This is a genomic window from Bradyrhizobium sp. 1, assembly GCF_023073315.1.
Lineage (GTDB): Bacteria > Pseudomonadota > Alphaproteobacteria > Rhizobiales > Xanthobacteraceae > Bradyrhizobium.
Genome location: NZ_JADPJH010000002.1, coordinates 249,494 through 274,202, shown reverse-complemented (window position 1 = coordinate 274,202; position 24,709 = coordinate 249,494). Strand labels below are relative to the sequence as shown.

Here is a 24,709-nt window from a genome sequence, read left to right as displayed (position 1 = left end):
TCTCCGCGAACTCACATCGAGAGATTTGCTAGCGGGGTGAACCGCTCATCCGTCTCGCCGCTTCGCGGCGATCCACCTTCTCCCCCAAGGGGCGAGGGGAAAACTTCCCCGCCTCACAGCCGCGCGACGGCCTTCTCGGCGCATTTGAGAAAAGTCTTGATCAACGGGCTCTGCGAATCCCGCCGCCAGCACACCGCGATGTCGAGGGAATCGGTGACGTCACGCAGCGGCCTGAACACGATGCCGCGTGGCGCGCCGAGCTGCGCACAGGCCGGAAGGATCGCAAGACCTTCGCCCGCCAGAACCAGGCTCATTGCCGAATGCACCGTCTCGACCCGGCTCGCGATCGGCATCACCACCTGGTGCCGCCGCAGCAGAGGGACCACGGCGGACGATGCGGGCCCATGGTCCGGATGCGGCAGTGCGATCAGCGGACGGCCGTGCAACCGGGCCATCGGCACCGGGCCCAGGCGGGCGAGTGGCGAGCTGGTTGGCATCACGAGCATGAAGGGCTGCGCGCCGATCCGCGCCACCTGGATCTCGGGATGGTTGATGGCCGGCATGCACAGCGCGACCGTGACGCCGCGGTCGAGCACCCGGGCCTCGCGCGTCGTGGCGCTCAGCTCGGCGAATTCGAGGTCGACGCCGGGAACCGACCGGCGCAGCTCGGGAATGAGCCGCGGCAGCACGGCATTCGCCAGCACGAACATGTAGCCGACCGACAGCCGCCCGCGCCGCCCCGAGGCGACCGCGCGCGCGGCTTCGGCGCCGTCGACGGCCAGCGCCAGCGCTTCGCTGGCGCGCGCCAGCAGCGCCTGGCCTGCTTCGGTGAGGTCCATGCCGCGCGTGCCGCGGCGGAACAGCGGCGCGCCGATCTCGGCCTCGAGCTTGCGGATCTGCACCGAGAGCGGCGGCTGCGCCATGCGCAGGCGCTCGGCGGCCTTGCCGATGCTGCGCGCCTCGGCGACGGCGACGAAATAGCGGAGCCGGCGAAGATCCATTGGCATACCGAAAACGTATGGGTTGGCGACAAAAATCGTATTGGACGAAGAGTTAACAAAACTGTCATGATCGCTGTCAATGCTATCGGCCAGTGGCGGCCGGCTTCGGAGCGATGTGACGATGAACGGCGATCCCTGTCTGCTGTCCGCAACCGAGCTGCGCGGCCTCATCGCGACAAAGCAGATATCCCCCGTCGAGCTCGCCCGCGCCGTGCTCGCCCGCGCCGAGGCGCTCCAGGGCGAACTGAACTGCTTCATCACGCTCTGTGGCGATGAGGCGCTTGCCGAGGCCCGCGCGGCTGAGCGCAAGATGATGGCCGGCGAGCCGCTCGGCCTGCTGCACGGCATCCCCGTCACCGTCAAGGACATCGTCAACACCAAGGGTGTGAAGACCACTTTCGGCGCCGTTCCCTACAAGGACAATGTGCCCACCGAGGATGCGGTGGCGGTGGCGCGGCTGCGCAGCGCGGGCGCGATCCTGATCGGCAAGACCACGACGCCCGAGTTCGGCAGCAAGTGCCTGACGGATTCGCCCCTGTTCGGCCGCACCCGCAATGCGTGGGACGCCTGCCGGTCCTCCGGCGGCTCCAGTGGCGGCGCGGCGGTGGCGGTGGCGAGCGGCATCGCACCGCTGGCGATCGCGACCGACGGCGGCGGCTCGACCCGAATTCCCGCCGCCTGCAACGGCGTGGTCGGGCTGAAGCAGAGCAACGGCATCATTCCGCACAGCCAGGCGCTGGATGTGTTCGGCAACCAGACCTATGTCACGCCGATGACGCGCACCGTCGCCGACACCGCGCTGATGATGCAGGCGATGGCAGGCGAGGACCCTGTCGATCCCTGGTCGATCGGCGTTCCCGTGCCCGACTTCATCGGCACCGCCGCTCCGCACGGCGATCTGCGCGGGCAGCGGATCCTGTACTGCCTGACACCGCCGGGCCGTCCGGTGTCCGCCGAAGTTGAAGCCAGCTTCAAGGCGAGCCTCGACCGGCTGGCGGGTCTTGGCGCCGAGCTCGAGGAATTCTCCGGCGAAGGTTTTGACATCGAGCCGATCTGGCGCGCCATCAACCATACCCTCTGGCGCACGCGCTTTGCCAAACTCGCGGCCGAGCATGGGGACGCGCTGAGCGAGGCCTTCCTCAAGCAGCTCGCGCTCGCCACCGAAGTCAGCGGCGTCGACTACCAGGAGGCGATGTTCGCGCGCACCGCGCTGTTCCGCCGCGTGCAATCCCTGCTTGCGCGCGGGCACTTTCTGGCGATGCCGACCCTCACCCGCACCGCACTGCCGATCAGCCAAGATTTATTCGGCACCATCGAGATCGACGGGGTGCATTTCGACAGCGTGCGGCCGCACTGGTTCCCCTGGACCATGCCCTTCAACATGACCGGGCATCCCGCCATCAGCCTTCCCTCAGGCTTTGGCCGCGACGGCCTGCCGATCGGCCTCCAGCTGGTCGGCCGCTTCCGGGCGGATGCCGAATTGCTGCGCGTCAGCGCGCTGTTCGAGGCGTCAGGCGACCTTCTCTCCCGCTGGCCGGAATGACGGCATGCGCATGCAGCAAAGCCCTTGCGTCCGTCGTCCGGACATGGTGTTCGTGCCGCTGATGAGCCCTGAAACCGAGCGCGCATGAGCGTATTTGTCCTCCGACGTCTGTTGACCTTGCTGGCGACGCTGGTCGGCGCATCCCTGATCATCTTCCTGGTGCTGGATGCGCTTCCGGGCAACGCCGCGCAGATGCTGATGGGCGCGGATGCGTCAGTGGACGCGGTCCGCGCGCTCACGGTCAAGCTCGGGCTCGACCAACCGCTGGCGGTCCGCTATCTGCAATGGATCAAGGGACTTCTGATCGGCGATCTCGGCAACTCCTATGTGTACGGCACATCTGTCGCCAGCCTGATCGCGGAGCGGATGGTGCTGACCATTCCGCTCGCGATCATGTCGATGCTGATCACGGTGACCTTGGCGCTCTCGGCCGGCATCTACACCGCGGCCAATCACAACAAGTTCGGCGATGTCGGCGTGATGTCGCTGACGCAAGTCGGCATCGCGCTGCCGAATTTCTGGTTCGCGATTCTTCTGGTCCTGCTGTTCTCGGTGCGGCTGCAATGGCTCTCGGCGGGCGGCTTCCCGGGCTGGGAGGACGGCATCTGGCTCGGGATCAAATCGCTGCTGCTGCCGGCAATCTCGCTCGCGGTGGTGCAGGCCGCGATCCTTGCGCGCGTCACGCGCTCGGCGGTTCTGGAGGTGTTGCGCGAAGACTTCGTCCGCACTGCGCGCGCGAAGGGACTCGGCAAGCGCGAGGTGCTGTGGAGCCATGTGCTGCGCAACGCCATGATCCCCGTGATGACGGTGATGGGGCTGCAATTCGCCAACCTGCTCGCCGGCACCATCGTGATCGAGAACGTATTCTACCTGCCGGGCCTTGGCCGGCTGATCTTCCAGTCGATCGCCAACCGCGACCTGATCGTGGTGCGCAATTGCGTGATGCTGCTCGCGACCATGGTCGTCATCGTCAATTTCGTGGTCGACGTGCTCTATGCCTATATCGATCCTCGCATCAAGGTGCACGATTTGTGAGCGCGCCCTTGACCAGCCCGATTGACGCAACCGCCGCGACGCGGCGTCTGCCGGCCAAGACCTTCTGGGGCCGCGCGCTGCGCCATCGCAGTTTTGTGCTGGGCGGTGCGCTCAGCCTTCTGGTGCTTGCCTCGGCACTGTTGTCGCTGGTCTGGACGCCGTGGTCGCCCTACGAGATCGATATCGCCTCAAAACTCCGGCCACCGTCGATGGAGCACTGGCTTGGCACCGATTCCTTCGGCCGCGATATCGTCTCGCTGCTGCTTGCCGGTGCCCGCTCCACCATCATGGTCGGCATCATCGCGGTCAGCATCGGTCTGACCTTCGGCGTCTGCCTCGGCCTGATCGCGTCGGCCAGGCGCGGCTGGACCGAAGAGATCATCATGCGCTTCTCCGACTTCACATTCGCCTTTCCGGCCGTGCTCTCGGCGATCATGCTCGCCGCCGTCGTAGGGCCCGGCATGGTGACCTCGATCATCGCGATCGGCATTTTCCAGATCCCGACGCTGATCCGGCTGACGCGCGGCTCGGCCAATGCGATCTGGGCGCGTGAGTTCGTGCTGGCCGCGCGCGCCTCGGGGAAGGGCAAGTTTCGCATCACCATCGAGCATGTCCTGCCCAACATCCTGTCGATCCTGATCGTGCAGGTCACCATCCAGTTCGCGCTCGCGATCCTTGCCGAAGCCGCCTTGTCCTATCTCGGCCTCGGCACGCAGCCGCCGCAGCCGTCCTGGGGCCGCATGCTGAACGACGCGCAGACCTTGCTGTTCCAGTCGCCGATGCTTGCGGTCTATCCGGGTGCGGCCATCGCAATCGCCGTGCTCGGCCTCAATCTGCTCGGCGACGGATTGCGCGACCTGCTCGATCCCCGGCTGGCGCGGGAGCGATGACGATGGCTGATCCCGCAACCGCACCGCTGATCGACGTCAGCAATCTCGGCGTCCGCCTCAACACCAGCCGCGGGCCGGCGCAGGCCGTGCGTGGCGTCAGCTTTGCGCTGAAGCGTGGCGAAACGCTCGGGCTCGTCGGTGAATCCGGCTGCGGCAAATCGGTCACCGCACTGTCGCTGATGGGCCTGTTGCCCGACAGCGCCGTCATCACCGGCAGCATCAGGCTCGATGGCAACGAACTCGCCGGCCTTGCCGATGCCGATTATTGCAAGCTGCGCGGCAACCGCATCAGCATGATCTTTCAAGAGCCGATGACCGCGCTCAACCCGATGCACACGATCGGCCATCAGGTCGCCGAGCCGCTGCGGCGTCACAAGAAATATTCGGCGGCGCAGGCGCGGCGCGAGGCGATCGCCTTGCTCGACCGTGTCGGACTGCCCGATCCGGCAAAGCGCATCGATGCCTATCCGCACCAGTTCTCCGGCGGCCAGCGCCAGCGCGTCACCATCGCCATGGCGCTCGCCTGCGAGCCCGATTTGCTGATCGCGGACGAGCCGACCACCGCGCTCGACGTCACCATCCAGGGCCAGATCCTCGACCTGATCGCCGATCTCGTCGAGGAGCGTGGCATGTCGATGATCCTGATCTCGCACGATCTCGGCGTCATCGCCGAGAACGTGCAGCGCATGATGGTGATGTATGGCGGTACCGTCGTCGAGAGCGGGCCGACCGACGAAGTCTTCCGCCGCATGGGCCATCCCTACACGCAGGGCCTGTTCCGAGCCCGCCCAAAACTCGGCGCACGCAAGGGAACGCGGCTGATGACGATTTCGGGCACCGTGCCGGAGCTTGCCGATCTGCCGCCGGGCTGCGCCTTCGGCGACCGCTGCCCGCTGGTCGAGGACAAATGCCGCACGGCGCTGCCGCCGATGGTCGAAGTCGGTCCCAGCCACGTCGTGCGCTGCGTGCGCACCGATGTCTCGATGGCCGCGAATGTGGGAGCGCTGTCCGCATGAGCACTGCGCCTCTTCTCGATGTGACGGATCTCGAGCAGCGCTACATGCTGCCGCGCGAGAGCCTGTTTCGTCCGCCGGGCCAGGTGCGCGCGCTGAACGGCGTCAGCGTACAGGTCCAGGCCGGCAAGAGCCTCGGCATCGTCGGCGAGTCCGGCTCCGGCAAATCCACGTTTGCGCGCGTGGTGATGGCGCTGGAGCGGCCGACCTCGGGGCAGGTCGCGCTGCTCGGCCGCGACCTCAACCGCATCCCGGCCGATGAGCTGCGCCGCGCCCGCCGCGATTTCCAGATGGTGTTCCAGGATCCTTATGGGTCGCTCGATCCGCGCCAGACCATCGCGCGCATCGTCGCCGAGCCGCTCACCGTGCTTGATGGCGCCGACCGCACCACCTTCCGCGAACGTGTCGCAGCGGTGCTGCGTCAGGTGGGTTTGCGCGATGCCGACATGGAGAAATATCCGCACGAATTCTCCGGCGGCCAGCGCCAGCGCATCGCCATCGCGCGCGCACTGATCACCCAGCCAAAACTGATCGTCGCCGACGAGCCGGTCTCCGCGCTCGACGTCTCCGTGCAGGCGCAGGTGCTGAACCTGATGCAGGACCTCCAGGAGCAGTTCGGGCTCAGCTACGTCCTGATCAGCCACGACCTCGCCGTGGTCGACTATCTTTGCGACGAGGTCGCGGTGATGTATCTCGGCCGGATCGTCGAGCAGGGACGGCCGGAGGATCTGTTCGAGCACTGTGCCCATCCCTATACGCGGGCGCTGCTGGACGCCGTACCGCGGGCGCGCGCCGGCGGTCGCCGGCGCCGGCGCGGAGCCCAGGCGATCGCCTCGCAATCGGCGACGGCGACGGGGTGTCCCTATGTCGCGCGCTGTGCGCTGGCCGACCAGCATTGCCGCGAGGTTCCGCCCTTGCTACGCAAGCTGGGCGAGGGCCATTCCGCAGCCTGCCACAAGGCGGAGGCGGTGATGGCGTTGCCGCAGGCGACCATGGAAGGTTAGTGTCTGCTGCAAGATTGGCGTAGGCTGGGACGAGAGAAGGCTGGGAGTTACGCATGTTCAGGAAACTATCGATCATCGCATTTGCCGCCGCGCTTGCCGCAGCGCCGCTGCCGGTACTGGCGCAGAGCAAGAAGGACAGCGTCGTCATGGCGATGGCGCTGGAGCCGCCGGGGCTCGATCCCACCAACGCCGCAGCCGCCGCGATCGCCGAGGTCACGCTCTACAACATCTATGAGACCCTGACCAAGATCAACGAGGACGGCACGGTCTCGCCGCTTCTGGCCGAGAGCTGGACCGCTTCGCCCGACCTCAAGACCTATACGTTCAAGCTGCGCAAGGGTGTCAAATTCCAGAACGGCGAGGCTTTCGATTCCGCCGCCGTGAAATTCTCGTTCGAGCGCAACGCTGCCGCCACCAGCACCAACAAGGACAAGAGCCTGTTTCAGGCTTTCGAGAAGGTCGACGCGCCCGACGCCGACACCATCGTGATCTCTATGAAATATTCTGAGCCGAACCTGCCGTTCCTGATGGGACAGGCGAGCTCCTCGATCGTCGAGCCGAAGAGCGCTGCCACCAATGTCACGCAGCCGGTCGGCACCGGACCCTATCAGCTGGGAGCCTGGGCCAAGGGCTCCTCGATGACCCTGACCAAATGGGCCGACCACCGTAACGCCGCCGCGATCAAGCTCGCGAAGGTGACGATCCGCTTCATCTCCGATCCAGCGGCGCAGGTGGCGGCGCTGCTGTCGGGCGACGTCGATGCATTCCCGCGCGTCGCCGCGGCCCGTGCCTTGCCCCAGTTCAAATCCGATCCGCGTTTCTCGGTGCTGGTCGGCGGCTCCAAGGCCAAGACCATCGTCGCGATCAACGAGCGCAAGAAGCCGCTGGATGACGTCCGCGTCCGCCGCGCCATCCTCGCCGCGATCGACCGCAAGGCCATGATCGATGGCGCGGTGGACGGGTTCGGCACGCCGATCGGCAGTTTTTATGTGCCGGGTGCGCTCGGTTTCGTCGATACCACGGGCATCAACCCCTACGACCCCGAGAAGGCCAAGAAGCTGCTCGCTGAAGCCGGCGTCACCACGCCGCTCGAACTCTCGCTCAAGCTGCCGCCGCCGTCCTATGCGCGGCAGGGCGGCGAAATCGTCGCGGCCCAGCTCGCCAAGGTCGGCATCATCGCCAAGATCGAGAACGTCGAATGGGCGCAATGGCTGTCGCAGGTGTTCGCCGGCAACGGCCCGCATAATTTCGACCTCACCATCGTCAGCCATGTCGAGCCGTTCGATCTCGTCAAGATCACCGAGCCCGACTATTATCTCGGCTACAACAACGAGACGTTCAACGCGCTCTACAAGCAGATCGTGTCGACGCCCGACGAATCCGCCCGCGCAAAACTCCTCGGCGACGCCCAGCGCATGCTCGCCACCGACGCGGTCTCCGCCTACCTCTACCAGCCGCAGCTGATCACCATCACAGCCAAGAAGCTGAAGGGCGTCTGGAAAGACGTGCCGCAATACGAGAACGATTTCTCGACTTGGTATTGGGAGTAGGGGGCCAGTCTCGTCGTTCGAGGCGCGCGTCGCCCGTTGTAGCGCCCTCTCCCCTTGCGGGAGAGGGCAGCGACGCTCGTAGACGCGGACTCACTAGGGTGAGGGGTATGTCTCCGCACACGAATCTCGCGAGCCGAGCGCGGCACACGAATCTCGCGAGCCGATCGCGCGGATAGAGACCCCCATCCGGCGCTACGCGCCACCTTCTTCCACAAGGGGAGAAGGACGAGGCGACCGTAGCGATTTCGGAATATTAGCATCATACCCCTGTTTTGCCCGACGAGTCAAATCGGGGATGCCCGTTGCTGCGTGGGAGAGGGCATCGGCGCCGGTAGACGCAGACTCACTCGGGTGCCGGGTCTGTCTTAGCCTCGTGGCCTGCCCGCGCACCGCCCCGCGTAAGCCGTTGATTTCGCTATCCCCGGCTACTGTGCATGGGGTTGTTTTCACACTTTTTGTTTGACCGCGTCGCCGCGCTCCCTAATTCAGCGTGAACGACGCGCCTGCGACGGCACCGAAATCACCCACCTGCGGCGCCGACGTCACCGCCGCATTCACCCGCCAGCGATCCGACACCGCGTAGCCGAAGCCGACGGCGAGGCTGGATTGTCCCTTGTAGTTGGCGACCGCGCCCGAGATCGAGGCTTTGCCCGGGCGATGATCGTATTGCAGGCCGGTGGCGGCGAGTGCGAGTGCCGTGCCGGCGCGCGCCTCGCGCTGGTTGGCGGTGACTTCGGCCTGGAGGCCTGAGAGCTGCGACTGGAAGCCGGCGGTGAGGCCGGTGAGCTGGCTCATGTTGACCGCATCGGTTGGGTTGATGCCGGCGGCGACATTGGTGAGGCGGCGCTCGTTGCCGGCCGTGCCGAACGACACCGTGTTCGCTTGCGTCGCGACCGAGTTGGCACCGATGGCGACGGAGTTGGCGGCCGCCGCGTTGGCGCCGGTGCCGATCGCCGTGCCGTTGACCCCGGCCACGCCTGCATTGGCACCGATTGCGGTGGCGCCGTCGACGACTGCCGTACTGGCTACGCCGAGCGCAGTGGTGTTGATGCCCGTTGCGCGGCTCGACGTGCCGATCGATGTCGCGGTCTCGCCATTGGCCCTGCTGTCGTTGCCGAGCGCCGTTGCCGAATCCCCGTTTGCGACGCTGCGCGTGCCGATGGCCGTGGCGCCGGTTCCGCTCGCGGCACTGTCGTAACCGAACGCGCTGGCCGCGGTTCCAACGGCGCTGCTGCTCGCACCGGTCGCGGTCGTGAACTGACCTTGTGCGACTGCGACCTGACCCGTTGTGGTCGCAAATTCGCCGTTCGCGATGCTGGACTGTCCGATCGCCGTGGCGCTATTGCCGGTGGCCGAGTTGCCCTGTCCGATTGCGGTCGCGTTGGTGCCGATCGCGGTGCTGTTCGTGCCGACAACGGTGGCCGAAGCCCCGTTCGCGCTGGCGTGCCCCCCGAGTGCGATCGCGGCGCTGCCGATCGCGGTGCTTAGCGAGCCGACCGCCACCGCAGCTTCGCCATTGGCGCTGCTGGAATTGCCATAGGCGGTGGCATCCACACCGGTCGTCGTTGCGGTGTCGCCGACCGCGGTCGCATGGCCGGACGGGGCGTTGATCAGGCCGCCACCCGCAGCATAATCGGCCGCGCGGGCCGGGCCCGTCTGAAACACGGCCGTTGCGGCAACGAGAGCAAGGCAGGAGATGCCCACGCGAAACAGCCTGCCGGGGGAACCACCCTCTCTTCCGCTTCCGATAGCTGCGCGCATGACCGACTCCATTCCCGTTGCCGCGGCAATCTGGGGGAGGGATGTCGGTCCGGCATCAACCGAAGAGTTGAAGAAGACTGAATGCGGGTATCCGGCGGTGGTTTTTCGACCACCTGTTGCAGGGATGCATCGGCCGACTTTGTCAGGCCGCCGCGGGCAGATCCGGATCGGCAATCGCCCCTGCAACACGGACGCGCACGCGGAGCGCATTGCCGGGCAGATAGGCGATCGGCATGTCCTCGACATCGACGGTCTTGAGGCTGTCACGTGCGGCGCCGGCCTGGACGGCGCGGTCGGCTGCGATATCGCGCGCCGCTGCGATCGCATCCTCACGGCTGAGGTCGCGGAACACCTGATCGGCTTCGCCAGAGACCTGCGCGATCGCGGCGCCCACCGCATTGGCGCAGTCGCCATGCGGCACGCGCACGATCTCGGAAATACCCGGCAGGCGATCCGGCACCAGGAAGGCGCCGCCGCCAACCGCAAGCAGCGGCACGTCGCCGGCCTCGGTCTTCATGCGGTCGATGTCTTCCTCCAGCTTGCGCCAGGCATCGCGCATCGCGGCCTCGATCAGCCGCTTCGGTAGATTGGCGACGCGCGAGCGGTCGCCGATGTCGATCAAGCCCGCCGCGACCGCGATGTCGGTGGCGGTGAGGCGCGAGCCGCCGAACACCAGTGCATCCGACGTCAGGCGGTAGCCGACGCTGAGTGGGCCGACGCGAACCGGATCCTCGTCGACATGGCTGCCGCCGCCGAGCCCGATCGAGAGGAGATCAGGCATCCGGAACAGCGTGCGGACGCCGCCGACCTCGACCACGGCATTCGCCTCGCGCGGAAAACCGTGACGGAGCTGGCCGATGTCCGAAGTGGTGCCGCCGACGTCGACGACCATGGCGTCGTCGAGGCCGGACAGATGCGCCGCGCCGCGCATGGAGTTGGTGGCGCCGGAGGCAAAGCTCATCACCGGGAAGGCGGTGGCGATCTCGGCCTGCATCACCGTGCCGTCGTTCTGGGTCAGGAACAGCGGCGCATCGATGCCGCTGTCGGCAATCGCGTTGCGGAAGGCTGCGACCGTGGTGATGGCGAGATCGTGCAGGGAGGCGTTGAGCAGCGCGGCGTTCTCGCGCTCCAGCAGGCCGATGCGGCCGAGATCGTGCGACATCGTCACCGCGACATCAGGGCAGATCTCCGCGAGGATCTCGCGGGCCGCCGTCTCACAGGAGGGATCGAGCGGCGAGAAGCTCGAGCACACCGCGACCGAGCGCAGGCCCGAATCCTTGATCTTTCGCGCCGCGTTCTTGAGGCCGGCGATGTCGAGCGGCATGAACGGTCGGCCGTCGTAATCGTGGCCGCCCTCCAGCATGAAGATCTCGCCATTGACGAGGGACGCGAGGTCGCTGGGCCAGTCGCAGAACGGCGGCAGCGAGGCGCTCGCGGGCATGCCGATGCGGATCGCGGCGATCTTCTGCACGTGGCGGCGCTGCACCACCGCGTTGATGAAATGCGTGGTGCCGATCACCACCGCGTCCACCTTCACCGCGGCCGCAGGTTCCGCGCGGAGCGCCTTCAGCGCGTCCAGGATGCCCGAGGTCACGTCGGCCGTGGTCGGGCGCTTGACGGAATGAACGACCTTCTCGTCGACGATCAGCACGGCGTCCGTGTTGGTGCCGCCGACATCGATGCCAATACGCTTCATGGGGTCTTAAGCTCCGGCCGCAGCGGGCGAGAAGAGTGAACGGAAGTCGAGGTCGTAGCCGAAGGCGCGTGGGCCGACGAATTCGAGACCTCGGGGGCTCGTCAGCACCGGTGGTGCCGGCAGGGCGACGACGGTGACGCGCTGGCCGTAGCGGATGGTCTCAGTGCCGATGCCGTGGCCGTTGACGCTGTCGAGCACGCAGATCAAATCGGGCGACGTCGCGATGGCGTCCTCGCCGCGCCAGGCCACGATCCATTCGTTCTGGAACGAGAGCTTGAGCTTCGTGCCGCGATCCGCATCGCTGCCATCGACCATCGCCGAGCCGCGCAAGAATCCCTCCGTGGTGCGCCGGGCGACGTCGACGATCTTGCCGGTGAACAGTTTCTTGCCGCCTTCGGTTTCGAGCAGCGCCGCGATCGGATCCTCGTGACGACGGTTCGCCTCCTGCACGGCGCGACCGATGCCGATTGCCTTGGTGGTGGTGAAGTGGATGCCCCAGTCCTTGACCTCGCGTCCGGTGCGCGGCGCCTTGCTGGTGGAGGCGATCGAGCCCATCTCGACGCAGATCTTGCGGCTCGCCCGCTCCATCCACTTCCAGGTCGGCACTTTCGTTACAACCGCTTCGATGCCGCGCGGATCGTAGAGCGTGCAGGGGTAGGGGCGCAAATCGCCGATCGCGACCGATGTCATCTGCGCCTCTGGGAAGGCGCGCCCCATGCAGTCGGCGTCAACCACGGGGATGCCGAGATGCGCGGCCGCCATCAGCGCCTGCACGCCGTTGCCGCCGCCGATCTCCACCGACATCACGGCGCGGAACTTGATGCCGTTGATCTCTTCCTGCATGCGTACGGCGCGCGCGATGTTGCGGCTGTCGGCGAGGCGTTCCTGTCCGACCAGCGGTGCACCCATGTTGGAGACCACGGCGACCCAGTCGTCGTCATCGAGGTCGAGCGGGGACATCAACTGCACGCGGGTACCCTCGGCATAGAGCCGACGCAGATTGAGCAGGCCGAGATAGGGGCTGCCGCCGCCGCCGGTGCCGAGAATCCAGGCGCCGACCGCGAGCGACTCGATCTCCTCGAGGCTGATCGTCTTCAATTCCGCTTTGCTCACGACACCAGCTCCTCGACGATACGGGCCGCGGCGGCGATGCCGAGGATAACAGGACCGGGATAGGCCTTGCGCACGCGCGCCTTATTGGCGCTGGTGTAGCTGATGCAGTCCATCACCACGAGATCGGGCTCGAGCTCCGCCATCGTGCGCGCGGCTTCGTCGACCGCGGTATCGTCCGAGCCGGGACGCAAGGTGATGCCGACCACATCGACGCCCTCGCGCTGCCATTTCTTGTCGATCAGCGCTGTCTGTTCGGCCAGCGGCGAAAACACGCCGAGCCGGCCGTTCGGCAGCACGGCCTCGACGAGATTGTGCAGGATGGCCGAGGGCAGGATGACGAGGCCATCGGCCGCAAGATTGGGAAATTTGCCGGTGCACGCCATCAGCGTCACGCCGACGCCCTCGTGCTTGAAGCGGGTGATCTGCTGGCTGGCGCGGCGCTCGACTTCCTTCTTGCTGATGGTGACGCCATCGCCGTTCGGCAGCAGCGTGAACAGCGTGTCGTACCCGTCCATCGGCGGGATGGCGTCGATCTCGGCGCGGCTCATGCCATCGAGTGCGCCGCGCAGCTCGATCTCGATGCCCGGCGTCAGCACGGCGGCGATTTCGGAGGCGACGGTGGGGCGCGGGCTCTGGCCGATCACGACCACTCCGATGCGCTGGTGCTTCAATGGCATGTTCATGTGGGCTAGTCCTTCAAGACGACGAGATCGGCCGGCGTCCAGTCGAGCGTGACACCGTTGCCGGGAACGAACAGGCGGCTCGTGCCTGCATTGGGCTGCTGCACGAGGACGCGATGGCCGCCCTCGAGCGTGACGCGATAGAGCACCGCGCCACCGAGAAAATTTGTGCTCTCGATGACGCCGCGGGCGGCGCTTCCCGCTGTGACGGCGGCGTCAGTACGCGGCGAGAGACGAATTTTTTCAGGGCGCAGCGCCACCGAGAGAACGCCAGTGCTCTGCATCTCCGAAGGCGGCAAGGCGAGGATCAGGCCCTTGCCCACATCGAGGTTCGGGCCGGCGCGCTCGCCGCGAAAGATGTTGGTGTCGCCGATGAAGTCGGCGACGAAGCGCGTGGTGGGCTGGTTGTAGATCTCGGTTGGCGTGCCGACCTGCTCGACGCGGCCGCCGTTCATCACGGCGATGCGGTCGGACATCGCCAGCGCCTCCTCCTGGTCGTGGGTCACGAACACCAGGGTCAGGCCGAGCTTCTTCTGGAGCTGCTTGAGCTCGAACTGCATCTGCTGGCGCAGCTTCTTGTCCAGCGCGCCCAGAGGCTCGTCGCAGAGCAGGACGCGCGGGGCGATCACGATGGCGCGGGCAAGCGCGACACGCTGCTGCTGGCCGCCGGAGAGCTGCGCCGGGCGGCGGTCCTCGAGGCCGGACAGCTCGACCATGGCAAGCGCCGCCTTCACCTTGGCCGCAATGGTCGCCTTGTCGAGCCCGCGCATGCGCAGGCCGAAGGCGACATTCTCGGCGACGGTGCGATGGGGGAAGAGCGCGTAGTTCTGGAACACCATGCCCATGTCGCGCTTGTGCGCGGGCACGTGGGTGATGTCGGCGCCGTCGACGCGGATCGCACCCGCGCTCGGGATCTCGAAGCCGGCGATCATGCGCAGTGTCGTGGTCTTGCCGCAGCCGGACGGGCCGAGCAGGGAGAAGAACTCGCCCTGCCTGATGTCCATCGCGACCGCATCGACCGCGCGCACGCCGCCGTCATAGACCTTGCTGACGCCGGCGATCTCGATCGACGCGCTCATGCGCGGAAGATCCGGTTGACGCGCTGGTCGATCTCGTCCTTGCGCTCGTTGTACCACTTCCAGTCGACCTGGATCAGCTTCGAGACCTTCTCGGGCGTGGTCAGCAGCTTGGCGTCGTATTTGGCGTCGAGCTTGACCTTCTTGTTGGCCGGCGAATACCACACGGTCTCGGCAAGGCGCTTCTGCACCTCGGGACGGAGCATGTAGTTGACGTAGGCGTTGGCGAGCTCCTTCATCTTGCTGCCGGGCGTGATGGTGAGGACCTGCTCCAGCGAGAGCACGCCTTCGCTCGGCGAAACGAAATCGGTCGGCTGGTTCTGCCCGTCATAGCGGTAAATGCCGGAATCGTGGATGACGCACATGCCGACTTCGCCCGACAACAGCATCTTCTCCATCGCGCCGGTGAAATCGACGATCTTGATCGGCTTCAGTTTCTCCAGCGCCATATAGGCCGCGTCGAGATCGAGCTGGCCCTTGCCGAACAGCGTGCCGCACATCATCAGGAAAGCCTGGCCGAGACTGTTGACGGGGATGACATAGCCGCCGCGCACGCCGTTGTATTTCGCGTCCCACAGCTCCTTCCAGGAGGTGACGCCGCTGTAGCCCTTGTCGGTGCGCATGCCGAGGCCGATGGCGCTGGTGAAGATCGAGACGCCGACGATCTTGTCGCTGATGGCGTAGGGATAGACGTCGGCGAGGTTCGGCACGAGCTTCGCGTCGATCTTCGGCTCGACCAGGCCCATTTCGGCCGCGGCCCATTGCTCGTTGGAATTGGTGTGCATCACGTCGTAGATCGGCGCGGAGCGCGAGCTCGCCTGGAGTTTTGGCAGATAGGGAAACGCGGAATCGATCTGGAGCTTGCACTTGAACTCGCTCTCGAAGGCGGGGCCGATCTCGGCCTTCATCACCTCGCCCCACTTTCCGCCCCAGCCGGTGATGCGCAGCGTCGGATCGTCGGCGCGCGCGACGTAGGGCGCGGCCATCGTGCCGATGCCGAGCGAGGCGCTCGCGGTCAGAAAGCGGCGGCGGCTGAGCGGTCCCAAAGCTTTCATCATGTCTCGAATCCCTAAGGTTGCAATGAGCGGTTACAATTTTACGTAGGAGCGCAAGCCGACGGTGCGGTCGAGCCCGATGACGACGACAAAGGCGAGCACGATCGAGACGACCGAGGCCGCTCCGATGGTGCCGTCCAGATCGAACTTGAGATAGTTGAACAGCGTGACCGGCAGCGTCTCGTTGCCCGGGCTGACCAGGAACAGCGACACCGGAAACTGGTCGAAGGAGACGATGAAAGCGAAGATCGCGCCCGCGAGCACGCCGGGCTTGATCAGCGGCAGCGTCACCTCGAAGAAGGTGCGCAACGGACTTGCGCCGAGATTCTGTGCGGCCTCTTCCAGGCGCGTGTCGAAATTATGCAGCACGGCGAGCGTCGTGCGCACCACGTAAGGCAGCGTCACCAGCGTGTGGCCGGCAACGAGGCCCCAGGTTGGACGTCCCACGTCGAGCAGCACATAGGTCTGGAACAGCGCGAGCCCGGTCAAGATCGCCGGCAGCATCAGCGGCGAGAGCATGGTCGCCACGATCAGCCTTGTGCCTGGCAGATTGCCGCGTGCGAGTGCCAATGCCGCGGAGGCGCCAAGCGCGGTCGCGGACACCGTGGTGAGAACCGCGACTTCGAGGCTGAACCAGAGCGCGTGCATGAAGTCGCGCGAGGCGAAGAACTTTTCGAACCAGCGCAAGGACACACCGACCGGCGGAAACTGGATGAACGGCGTCGGGTTCAGCGCGAACACGACGACGACGGCGATCGGCGCCAGCAGGAAGACCAGGATGGCGATGTTGATGGCGAGATAGAGATAACGACCGTAGGGCCGCGCGGCTGCGGCCGTGCGCGTTGCCTGTTGAGGTGCCGCGAGCGAAGGACTGTGTGAGGCCGTGCCCTGCATCATCGGCCTCACTGCAATTCGCGTTGGCCGGAGACGAGGCCGAGCGCGCGGTTATAGGCGATGACGAGCAGAAGCGAGATCATGAGCAGGATGATGCCGAGCGCGGCGGCGAAGCCGACGTTGAAGTTCGCGGAGATCTGCTGGTAGATCAGGATCGGCAGCGTCATGATCTGGAAGCCGCCGAGCAGGATCGGTGTGACATAGGCGCTGATTGCGAGCGCGAACACCAGAAGCGAGCCGGCGAGGATGCCGGGCAGGCTGAGCGGCAGTGTCACTTCGAGGAAGGCCCGCAAGGGACTCGCGCCGAGATTTTCCGCGGCCTGCTCCAGCCGCTCGTCGATGCGGCCGATCACGCCGGTCAGCGTCAGCACCATGAAGGGGACGTAGATGTGGACGAGGCCGACCACGATGCCCGTTTCGGTGTACATCAGCTTCAGGGGCTGAGAGATGAGGCCGAGCGAGATCAGGGTCTGGTTGATCACGCCCTTGTCGGACAGCAGCGTCATCCAGGCGAAGGTGCGGACCACGATGCCGGTCAGCATCGGCGCCAGCACCGCCATCAGCAGCAGCGCGTGACCGGTGCGGCTTTTGATGCGCGCCATCCAGTGCGCCAGGGGATAGCCGATCAGAAGCGCGACCAGCGTGGTCACGAGCCCGATCCGGATCGTGGTCCAGATCACTTCGAGATAAAAGGGATCGCCGATCATGCGCGCGTAGTGACGCGTGGTGAAGGCGACCTTCGGCATCACCACCGGATTGCCGGTGAGCACGCTCATCACCGCCATCAGCCCGATCGGCAGGAAGAAGAACAGCGCGAACAGCAGCGCGCTCGGAAGGATGAAGAGCGCAAGTCCGTTGGGGCGCGTGGTCGCGGTGCTGCTCATCGCGTCCCCGTCCGGATGCGCGCGGCGGAGTCCTGATCGAGCGCGTCGCCGGTCAGCCGTCGCAATTTCGCGGCCATTGCCGCGAGCTCGCGGCGGACATTGGCGCGCTCGGCGGCGGTGGTCGCCTGCACCGAATAGGACACCGCGATCCCGACCATCTCGCCGGTCTCGCCGCTCTTGAGCGCGAAGCCCTGCGAGCCCACGCCTTCGATCGATTCATCGGCCGCTTCCGACACGCCGCTGCCGCGGATCTCGTTCAGGCGCAGCATCAGCTGCTTAAAACTCTGCGGCGAATTGCGCGGCAGCTTTGGATAGGTCGCCGGCACGCGCGTGCGGATGTCCTCGTCGGTGAGACGCGCGAGCATGGCGCGGCCGTTCGAGGTCGCGAGCGCCGGTGTGCGCTGGCCGGGCGGATTGACCACACGCAGCGGATTCGAGCCCGGCACGATCCGGAGCACGACCTGCTCGTAACCGTCGAGCACGGCGATGTAGCCGGTGTGACCGGTGCGCGCGCAGACCTCGCGCAGCTCACGCTCGGCCATGCTGATGAGGTCGTCATGGGCGCGGTGCAGCCGGCCGAGCTCGAAGGTGAGAAGGCCCGGCCGGTAGCGGCGGGTGTGCGGGTCCTGCTCGAGCAGGCCGCAGTCGCGCAAGGATCGCAGCAGCCGCGAGGTCGAGCTCTTCGGCTTGCCCGTCAATGCCATCACGTCCGCAAATGACAAATCCGGCCGCGCGCTGGAAAAGCAGCGCAGGATCTCGATGGCGTTGGTGAGGGCGCTCATGAAGGTCGGTCCAAGGTAGTTCCATATTTCGGAACCTTGTCCCAAATTCTAAGCATGGCGCAGAAACGGGCAAGCGAAAATTTCGCGCAAGGTGGCGCCCGATTGCGCAGCTGCGGCGGAAGGTCGCTCGGAAGAAGACGCGGCGCACTGACAGGCGCGCCGCGTCTTGGGATCAGGCCGCCTCAGTGGCGACGGTGCCGATCCAGTTGCGGGCGAGTGTCACATCAGCCTGCGACAATTGATGGCCTGCCGACAGGACCTTGTGCTCTACACTCGCTCCAGATTCCGACAACAACGCCGCAAGCTTTGCCGAATTAGTCGCCGGCACGATAGGATCGGTCTGCCCAGACAGCAGCAGGATTGGTTTGCCGCCGAGCTCCGGCTTCGGCGGATCCGACAGCGGCAGCATCGCGCGCAGCAGGATCGCGCCTGCCATCACGTCCGGCTTCAGCAGCAACAGCGCGGCCGCGATGTTGGCGCCATTGGAGAAGCCGACCGCGACGGGCGCGGCGATGCCGTAGCGCTGCCGCGCATCGGCCACGAATTCGCCGAGTTCGAGTGCGCGCCGGCGCACGTCCGCCTCGTCGAACACGCCTTCCGCAAGGCGGCGGAAGAAGCGCGGCATGCCGTGCTCGAGCACGCGACCGCGCGGCGAGAGCAAGGCGGAGCCGGGCGAGATCATCTTGCCGAGCCCGAGCAGATCATTCTCGTCGCCGCCGGTGCCGTGCAGCAGCAACATCGGAGGGGAGCCCGCGTTGGTCGCGGGCTCGAAACGATGGATAAACTCGGTCATGACGCGCTCTCTTCCAAATTCGGCAGAACACCCTCGATCTGCTTGCGCTGTGCTTCGAGGAAGCTCGGCAGCTTCAGGTCACGTCCCAGCGTCGCCACGGGTTCGTCGACGGCGAAGCCTGGGATATCGGTCGCGATCTCGAACAGCACGCCGCCGGGCTCGCGGAAGTAGATCGACCGGAAATAGTTGCGGTCCCGCTGCTCGGTCGGGTGCAGGCCGTGATTGCTCACGAGCTTTTGCGCCATCTTGCCTTGCTCGGCATCGTCAGCCGCGCGGAAGGCGATGTGATGCACCGAGCCGCCGCCCTGATGCCCGCGCAAAAAGCCCTTGGCCTCGTAGATGTCGACGACGCTGCCTTCGACATCGCCCGGGGCCTTGAAGCGGATCACCGAGCCTTCGCGGCCCGTTTCCTTGAAGCCGAACACGTCGGTGAGGACGGCGGCCGTCTTCGCCGCGCTGTCGAGCAGCAAGGTCACGCCATGGAAGCCGCGGATCGCATGCTCGGCCGGCACGTCGCCATTGCTCCAGCCCGGCTCGTTCTCGGCGCCGGAAATCCCGACCAGCGCGAGAGCCATGCCATCGGGATCGGTGAACGGGAGCACGGATTCACCAAAGCGCTTCTCGAGCGCCTCGTAGGCGATGCCCTTTTCGGTCAAGCGCTGGGTCCAGTAGCCGAGCGAACGCTGCGGCACGCGGAAGGCGGTCTGATGGGTCTCGCCGACGCCGCGGCGGCCTGGAGCCGCGCCGGCCCAGGGGAAGAAGGTCAGGATGGTGCCGGGGCGGCCGGTCTCGTCGCCGTAATAGAAATGATAGGTGCCGGGATCGTCGAAATTGACGGTCTTCTTGACGAAGCGCAGGCCGAGATCCCGGGTGTAAAAGCCGAAATTGCGGATGGGGTCGCCGGCGATTGCAGTGACATGGTGCAGTCCAGACATTGTCGTCCTCCAGAATTCGGGGAGCGGTCTTGCTCTCTGGCCGGAAATATCATTCCGCTTTGGATTGGAGACAATCCATGCAAATATGACGTCTATGTCTACGATTTGGAAACAATCGAGGCCGATCCTTGGATAAGGTCGCCAGCCTCCGGGCCTTCGTGAAGGTGGTCGAAAGCGGCAGCTTTGCCGAAGCCGGCCGGCAGTTGCGGCTGTCGCGCTCGGCGATCAGCAAATACATCGCCGACCTCGAGGAGAGCCTCGGCGTCCAGCTGCTGAACCGGACCACCCGCCACGCCAGCCCGACCGAGAACGGCCAGCGCTATTTCGAGCGCGCGGTCGTGATCCTCTCGGAGATCGAGGCCGCCGACCAGGCGGTGGCGCAAGCCCAATCGGCGCCGCGCGGATTGTTGCGCGTCAATGCGCCGATGTCGTTCGGCACCATGCGGCTCGGGCCGGTGCTGGCCGATTTCATGGCGCACTATCCGGAGCTTCAGCTTCAGATCGTGCTCAGCGACGATCTGCTCGATCCCGTCCAGGACGGTTTTGACGTGACGCTGCGGATTGCGGAATTGGAATCGTCGAGTTTGATCGCGCGAAAAATCATGCCGGTGGCGCGCATGATCTGCGCCGCGCCGGATTATCTTTCGCGTCACGGCACGCCAAAACATCCGCAGGATCTGCGCGAGCACGCCTCGCTGACCTACGGCTTCCTGCTCACCGGCAATCAGTGGAAGCTCACAGGCGCCGACGGCGATCACTGGATCCAGCCGGCCTGGTCGCTCTGCGTCAACAATGCCGAAGTGCTGCGCGATGTCGCGATCAAGGGCAGAGGACTTGCGCTGCTGCCGGAGTTCATCGCCGCCGACGCGTTGAGACAGGGCCAATTGCGCACCGTACTGGAGAGCTATTCTGCGCCGCCGCTCGCACTCTATGCGGTCTATCCGCCGACGCGGCATTTGTCGGTGAAGGTGCGGCTGTTCATTGATTTTCTGGTGGAGCGGTTTGGGCGCGAGGATGAGGCCGTCGCGCGCAAATCCGCTGCGGCTAAGTGACCGGGCGCTGCTCGGCAGGTGCGAGCAATTCGTCCAGCGCGCTCATCGAGGCCTTCTGAAGCGTGGCGAGTTCGCGCGCGGCGCTCTGGCACTCGGGCGGAGACATCGAGCTGGTTGCCAGCTCGACCTCGCGGCAGCGCTCGAACATGCGGACGAGGCCGAGCGCGCCGGCGGCGCTGCCGAGCTGGTGCGTTAGCCGCGCAAGCTGCTTGTGATCGCCGGTCGCGGCGGCCCTGGCGATATCAGTGATCAGCTTGTCGCTGGTCTCCTGCAGCAAATGATGCAGCTTTTCGATTTGCGCGGGGCCGAGGAGTTCTTTCTGGTCGTCGAGGAAATGCCGGTCGATCAACGCGCCGGCGGCGAGTTGCGTCGTGGCGGGCTCCTCGCCGAACTCGTCCTCGATCGCCTCGCGCAGCGCATTGATCAGGATCGGCTTGCTCACGATCTTGGCGATGTCTGCGCCGGCGAGCCGTTCGCGGGCGCTGGTGGACACGTCGGCGGTCACGGCGATGATGCGCGGCGTCTTCGACAGACCGAGCTTGCCGATGCGCGAAGCCGCCTCGACGCCGTCCATGTCCGGCATGTGTAGGTCCATCAGGATGATGTCGAACGCTTGATCGCGAGCGAGCGCGACAGCCGAGGCGCCGTTTCCTGCAAGGGTGGGACGATGGCCGAGCCGGTTCAGGATGGCTTCGCCGACCTCGCGATTGACGAGATCGTCGTCGACCAGCAGCACGCGGAGTTGCCGCGACGGCGGCGGAATCGCACCTTGCGCGATGCCGCTGGCGGCACGGCCGAGCGGCACTTCAAGCGTGAATGTGCTGCCCGCGCCGGGCGTGCTCGTCACCGTCAGCTCGCCTCGCATCAGGCGTGTCAGGCGTCGCGCGATCGCTAGGCCGAGGCCGGTGCCGCCGAACCGCCGCGCGATGCTGTCGTCGGCCTGGACGAAATCCTCGAAGATGCGTTCATGCATGTCGGGCGCGATGCCGATGCCGGTGTCGCGAACGGTGATGTGAAGCAGGACGTGGTTGTCGTGCCGTTCGGCCGCCGCCATCAAACCAATTCCACCGCGCGGGGTGAACTTGATCGCATTGCCGATCAGATTGAGCAGGATGCGGTTGAGCCTGACGGGATCGCCGTGCACGGAGGTGTTGACTGTCGTATCGCAGGCGAGGTCAAATGTCAGCCCCTTGCCGAAGGCCTGCGGGCGCATCAGGTCGGCGGCGGTCTCGATCAGCTGGTCGAGGCGGAAGTCGCGCGTCTCCAGCGTTTCGGTGCTGGCCTCCAGGCGGGCATATTCGAGGATGGCGTCGACCAGTGCAATCAGCGTTTCGCCCGATGCTGCAGCGGTCGCGAGGTGGCGGCGCTGCGCCTCGCCGAGGCTGCCGTCGTCCAGCAGTTGCAGCACGCCCATGACGCCGTTCAGCGGCGTGCGCAGCTCGTGGCTGACGACGGCGAGGAAGCGCGACTTGGTTTCGTTGGCCAGCACGGCTGCCCTGCGTGCGCGCTCGGCTGAGTCATGCTCGGCAAGGGCGTGATCGCGTGCCTTCTCAAGCTCGGAGGTCCGCTCGATCACCTTGCGCTCCAGCGTCGCGTAGGATTCGCGCAGATGTGCAGCCATCCGGTTGAACTGGTCGCCGAGCGCCTCCAGCTCGTCGCCGGTCTTGATCGCGAGCCGCAGGCCGAGATCGCCGCTGCCGATCCGCCGGGCGCCCTGCGTCAGGATCTGGATCGGCACGGTCATGCGCCGGCTGAGGAACAGGGACACCAACACCGCGCAGACCAGCAGGGCGACCAGGAGAAACGTCGAGCGGCCGATCGAGGCGTAGATCGGTGCGTAGGCTTCGGTGAGCGGAAGCTCGACGAACACCAGCCAGCCGAGCGAGGGCACCGTCGCATAGGTCGACAGCACGCGTTGACCGGATAGATCCTCCTTGACCAGCCCCCCCGCGAGCGGCCCGACGCCATCGAGCGCGGCGCGTACGTCCGCATGTCCGGAGAGGTCACTGCGGCGTAGCGCCGGCCACAAATCGGGATGCGCGATCAACAGCCCCATGCGGTCGACCACATAGGCCTTGCCGGTATTGCCGACCCTGATCCCGGCGACGAGGTCCCAGATGAAGCGCAGATTGACTTCGGCGACGATGACATGAGGATCGCGGCCGGCTCCGCGCGCGGCGAGCGTCATGAACGGTTCGGTGTCGCCGGAGAAGTAGACCGGCCCGTAATAGGTCCGGCTTTCATTGGCACCGCGGAAGGCGGGTGAAGCGGAAAGATCGATCCTGCTGCCGATCCTGTCCGCGACGCGGCGCGACACGCGCACCTGCTCGCGGCCCTGTGCGTCGAGCTCGGCGATTTCCGCGATCGCGGGCGCGAGGCGCAGGAGGCGGATCGCGTTCAGGCGCTCGTCCTCGTTGCTCGACAGTTCGGGAGGCAGGCGCGAGAGCCATCTGATCTGGTTTTCAATCTGGCCGATGAACTGGCCGATCTGGATCGCCGCGCTTGCGGCCTGCTCGCGTTGGGTCGCAGCGAGGAGCTGCTTCTGCTCGCGATATGAGAACCAGACGTCGAAACCGGTGCTGATGGCGAGCGCGGCAAAGGCGAGGGCGACGATCGAGTAGAGATATTTTCGGAACAGCCGGCCAGGAGGCGTCGGCAAATGTTCCTGGTCGATCGTCTCGTTCACTCGCGGATCTCGTCGGCTCGCGCGAGCAGCGTGAATGGAATGGTCAAACCGAGCGAGCGGGCGACCGTGCGGTTGATCAGGAGCTCGTATTTCCGCGGTGATTGCACCGGCAGATCGCCGGGCTTGGTGCCGCGCAGGATGAGATCGACATAGTCGGCCGAGCGTACTTCGAGCGTCGGCCCGTAGCTCATCAGTCCGCCCGCATCCATGAAATAGTGGAACGGATAGATCATGGGGACGCGATACTTCGCCGTTGCTTCAATGATCGCCTGGCGGTTCACCACCAGGAAGCTGTCGACCAGCGAGATCATCGCAGCCTTTGGCGGCTGGGAAAAGCGGCCGATCGCCGCCTCGATCTCCACCGGCTTGCCGACGGGGGCGAGCACCACGTCGACACCGGATGTCGCGGCCTCCTGTTCAAGCGAGTCGAGATAGTAGCGCCCGGCGCGAGGCGTTGTCGTCGGATTGAACAGCACGCCGACACGCGCGATATCGGGAACGGCCTCCTTGATGAGCTGAAGCCATTTGCCGCCCATCTCGGGGGTGCTGCTGGTGAAGCCTGTAACGCTACCGCCGGGATGCGCGAGGCTCTCGACGAAGCCGTTGCCGACGGGATCGTTGGAGGTCGCGAAGACGATCGGAATCGTTTTCGTGGCGGCCAGGACGGCCGCGGTTTCACCTGTCGAGCCGGTCAGGATGACGTCGGGTTTGAGATCGATGAGCTCCTGGATGGCGCTCTTCAACTTGTCTGGTCCGCCGAAGCTCGAGCGGAGCTCGAAGCGGAAATTGACCCCTTCGACCCAGCCTCGTTGCCTCAAGCCTGCGATGAGACCGCCAAGTCGCGTGGTCGCAGCTTCGGTCATGCTCCGTCTGGTCAGTTCGTCGTCGAGCGACAATGCGGTCAGCGAGGCGACGACCCGCATGCGATCCGGCGTTGCGCCAAGCGTAATCCATCCCGCAGCGGTTGCGCCCGCAAGGCGAAGGAAATCGCGGCGCGCGACCGCCGGCACAACGCGGGCAGGAGCGGTCCGCTCAGTCATGAAATATTTCGCAAAAGTTGGCCCTGACCATGTGCATAACGCGAAAGCCTGACGACCACAATTGATGAAAAAGAGCGTTTATGAATGTTCATTCGCAGCATTCGGCAGCCCGTTACCGTATTCCTACGCCAGCCGAAGAATCGCTGTTTCGAAATTTGTCTGCTTCGCGATGCTTTGTAACGCCTTGTGGCGTTGCAACAATTTCCGTCTCGGTTGCGACGACGGT

At 65.8% G+C, this 24,709-nt stretch carries 21 protein-coding genes; 7 read left to right on the top strand and 14 right to left on the bottom strand.

Annotated features, from left to right (window positions below; translation table 11 throughout):
• Positions 1–113: 113 nt before the first annotated feature.
• Positions 114–1,001, bottom strand: a complete 888-nt coding sequence (locus IVB29_RS01180) for a LysR substrate-binding domain-containing protein (RefSeq protein WP_247501556.1) — start codon at positions 999–1,001, stop codon at positions 114–116.
• A 121-nt stretch (positions 1,002–1,122) separates the two neighbouring features.
• On the opposite strand from IVB29_RS01180, the gene IVB29_RS01175 reads away from it, so the two are divergent.
• From IVB29_RS01175 to IVB29_RS01150, 6 genes are all read left to right on the top strand, one after another.
• Complete coding sequence (locus IVB29_RS01175; protein WP_247501555.1) at positions 1,123–2,544, top strand: amidase family protein; 1,422 nt, start codon at positions 1,123–1,125, stop codon at positions 2,542–2,544.
• An 84-nt stretch (positions 2,545–2,628) separates the two neighbouring features.
• The gene (locus IVB29_RS01170) at positions 2,629–3,579 is read left to right on the top strand and encodes an ABC transporter permease (protein WP_247501554.1); all 951 of its coding nucleotides are present in this window, start codon (positions 2,629–2,631) and stop codon (positions 3,577–3,579) included.
• Positions 3,576–4,469: an ABC transporter permease gene (locus IVB29_RS01165; RefSeq protein ID WP_247501553.1), complete on the top strand. Its 894-nt coding sequence runs from the start codon at positions 3,576–3,578 to the stop codon at positions 4,467–4,469. Before IVB29_RS01170 ends, IVB29_RS01165 begins: the two co-directional genes overlap by 4 nt.
• Before the next feature lie 2 nt (positions 4,470–4,471).
• On the top strand, positions 4,472–5,485 hold the full coding sequence (locus IVB29_RS01160) for an ABC transporter ATP-binding protein (protein WP_247501552.1): 1,014 nt from the start codon (positions 4,472–4,474) through the stop codon (positions 5,483–5,485).
• The gene (locus IVB29_RS01155) at positions 5,482–6,486 is read left to right on the top strand and encodes an oligopeptide/dipeptide ABC transporter ATP-binding protein (protein ID WP_247501551.1); all 1,005 of its coding nucleotides are present in this window, start codon (positions 5,482–5,484) and stop codon (positions 6,484–6,486) included. The genes IVB29_RS01160 and IVB29_RS01155 overlap by 4 nt, the downstream gene beginning before the upstream one ends.
• A gap of 53 nt (positions 6,487–6,539) precedes the next feature.
• Entirely contained in the window at positions 6,540–8,036 is a 1,497-nt protein-coding gene (locus IVB29_RS01150; RefSeq protein WP_247501550.1) for an ABC transporter substrate-binding protein, read from the top strand.
• Positions 8,037–8,516: 480 nt separating this feature from the next.
• Here the strand turns inward: IVB29_RS01150 and IVB29_RS01145 are convergent, their stop codons facing one another.
• From IVB29_RS01145 to IVB29_RS01095, 11 genes are all read right to left on the bottom strand, one after another.
• The gene (locus tag IVB29_RS01145) at positions 8,517–9,797 is read right to left on the bottom strand and encodes a YadA-like family protein (RefSeq protein WP_247501549.1); all 1,281 of its coding nucleotides are present in this window, start codon (positions 9,795–9,797) and stop codon (positions 8,517–8,519) included.
• A gap of 142 nt (positions 9,798–9,939) precedes the next feature.
• Entirely contained in the window at positions 9,940–11,493 is a 1,554-nt protein-coding gene (locus IVB29_RS01140) for a hydantoinase/oxoprolinase family protein (RefSeq protein WP_247501548.1), read from the bottom strand.
• A 6-nt stretch (positions 11,494–11,499) separates the two neighbouring features.
• On the bottom strand, positions 11,500–12,606 hold the full coding sequence (locus IVB29_RS01135) for a DUF917 domain-containing protein (protein ID WP_247501547.1): 1,107 nt from the start codon (positions 12,604–12,606) through the stop codon (positions 11,500–11,502).
• On the bottom strand, positions 12,603–13,289 hold the full coding sequence (locus tag IVB29_RS01130) for an AroM family protein (protein WP_247501546.1): 687 nt from the start codon (positions 13,287–13,289) through the stop codon (positions 12,603–12,605). Before IVB29_RS01130 ends, IVB29_RS01135 begins: the two co-directional genes overlap by 4 nt.
• Before the next feature lie 5 nt (positions 13,290–13,294).
• Entirely contained in the window at positions 13,295–14,365 is a 1,071-nt protein-coding gene (locus IVB29_RS01125; RefSeq protein WP_247501545.1) for an ABC transporter ATP-binding protein, read from the bottom strand.
• Complete coding sequence (locus tag IVB29_RS01120; protein WP_247501544.1) at positions 14,362–15,420, bottom strand: extracellular solute-binding protein; 1,059 nt, start codon at positions 15,418–15,420, stop codon at positions 14,362–14,364. The genes IVB29_RS01125 and IVB29_RS01120 overlap by 4 nt, the downstream gene beginning before the upstream one ends.
• 30 nt (positions 15,421–15,450) lie before the next feature.
• Positions 15,451–16,314, bottom strand: coding sequence for an ABC transporter permease (locus IVB29_RS01115; RefSeq protein ID WP_247501543.1), 864 nt, complete (start codon positions 16,312–16,314; stop codon positions 15,451–15,453).
• Positions 16,315–16,319: 5 nt separating this feature from the next.
• On the bottom strand, positions 16,320–17,195 hold the full coding sequence (locus IVB29_RS01110) for an ABC transporter permease (RefSeq protein WP_247501542.1): 876 nt from the start codon (positions 17,193–17,195) through the stop codon (positions 16,320–16,322).
• Positions 17,192–17,977, bottom strand: coding sequence for an IclR family transcriptional regulator (locus IVB29_RS01105; protein WP_247501541.1), 786 nt, complete (start codon positions 17,975–17,977; stop codon positions 17,192–17,194). The genes IVB29_RS01110 and IVB29_RS01105 overlap by 4 nt, the downstream gene beginning before the upstream one ends.
• Before the next feature lie 172 nt (positions 17,978–18,149).
• Entirely contained in the window at positions 18,150–18,770 is a 621-nt protein-coding gene (locus tag IVB29_RS01100; protein WP_247501540.1) for an alpha/beta hydrolase, read from the bottom strand.
• Positions 18,767–19,705: a ring-cleaving dioxygenase gene (locus IVB29_RS01095; protein WP_247501539.1), complete on the bottom strand. Its 939-nt coding sequence runs from the start codon at positions 19,703–19,705 to the stop codon at positions 18,767–18,769. The genes IVB29_RS01100 and IVB29_RS01095 overlap by 4 nt, the downstream gene beginning before the upstream one ends.
• 128 nt (positions 19,706–19,833) lie before the next feature.
• Here IVB29_RS01095 and IVB29_RS01090 point away from each other — a divergent pair, with 128 nt between their 5' ends.
• Positions 19,834–20,757: a LysR family transcriptional regulator gene (locus tag IVB29_RS01090; protein WP_247501538.1), complete on the top strand. Its 924-nt coding sequence runs from the start codon at positions 19,834–19,836 to the stop codon at positions 20,755–20,757.
• Here IVB29_RS01090 and IVB29_RS01085 read toward each other — a convergent pair.
• On the bottom strand, positions 20,750–23,443 hold the full coding sequence (locus tag IVB29_RS01085; protein ID WP_247501537.1) for a hybrid sensor histidine kinase/response regulator: 2,694 nt from the start codon (positions 23,441–23,443) through the stop codon (positions 20,750–20,752). The genes IVB29_RS01090 and IVB29_RS01085 overlap by 8 nt on opposite strands.
• Positions 23,440–24,483 (bottom strand): ABC transporter substrate-binding protein, encoded by a 1,044-nt coding sequence (locus IVB29_RS01080; RefSeq protein WP_247501536.1) that lies wholly within the window; start codon positions 24,481–24,483, stop codon positions 23,440–23,442. The genes IVB29_RS01085 and IVB29_RS01080 overlap by 4 nt, the downstream gene beginning before the upstream one ends.
• Positions 24,484–24,709: the final 226 nt, after the last annotated feature.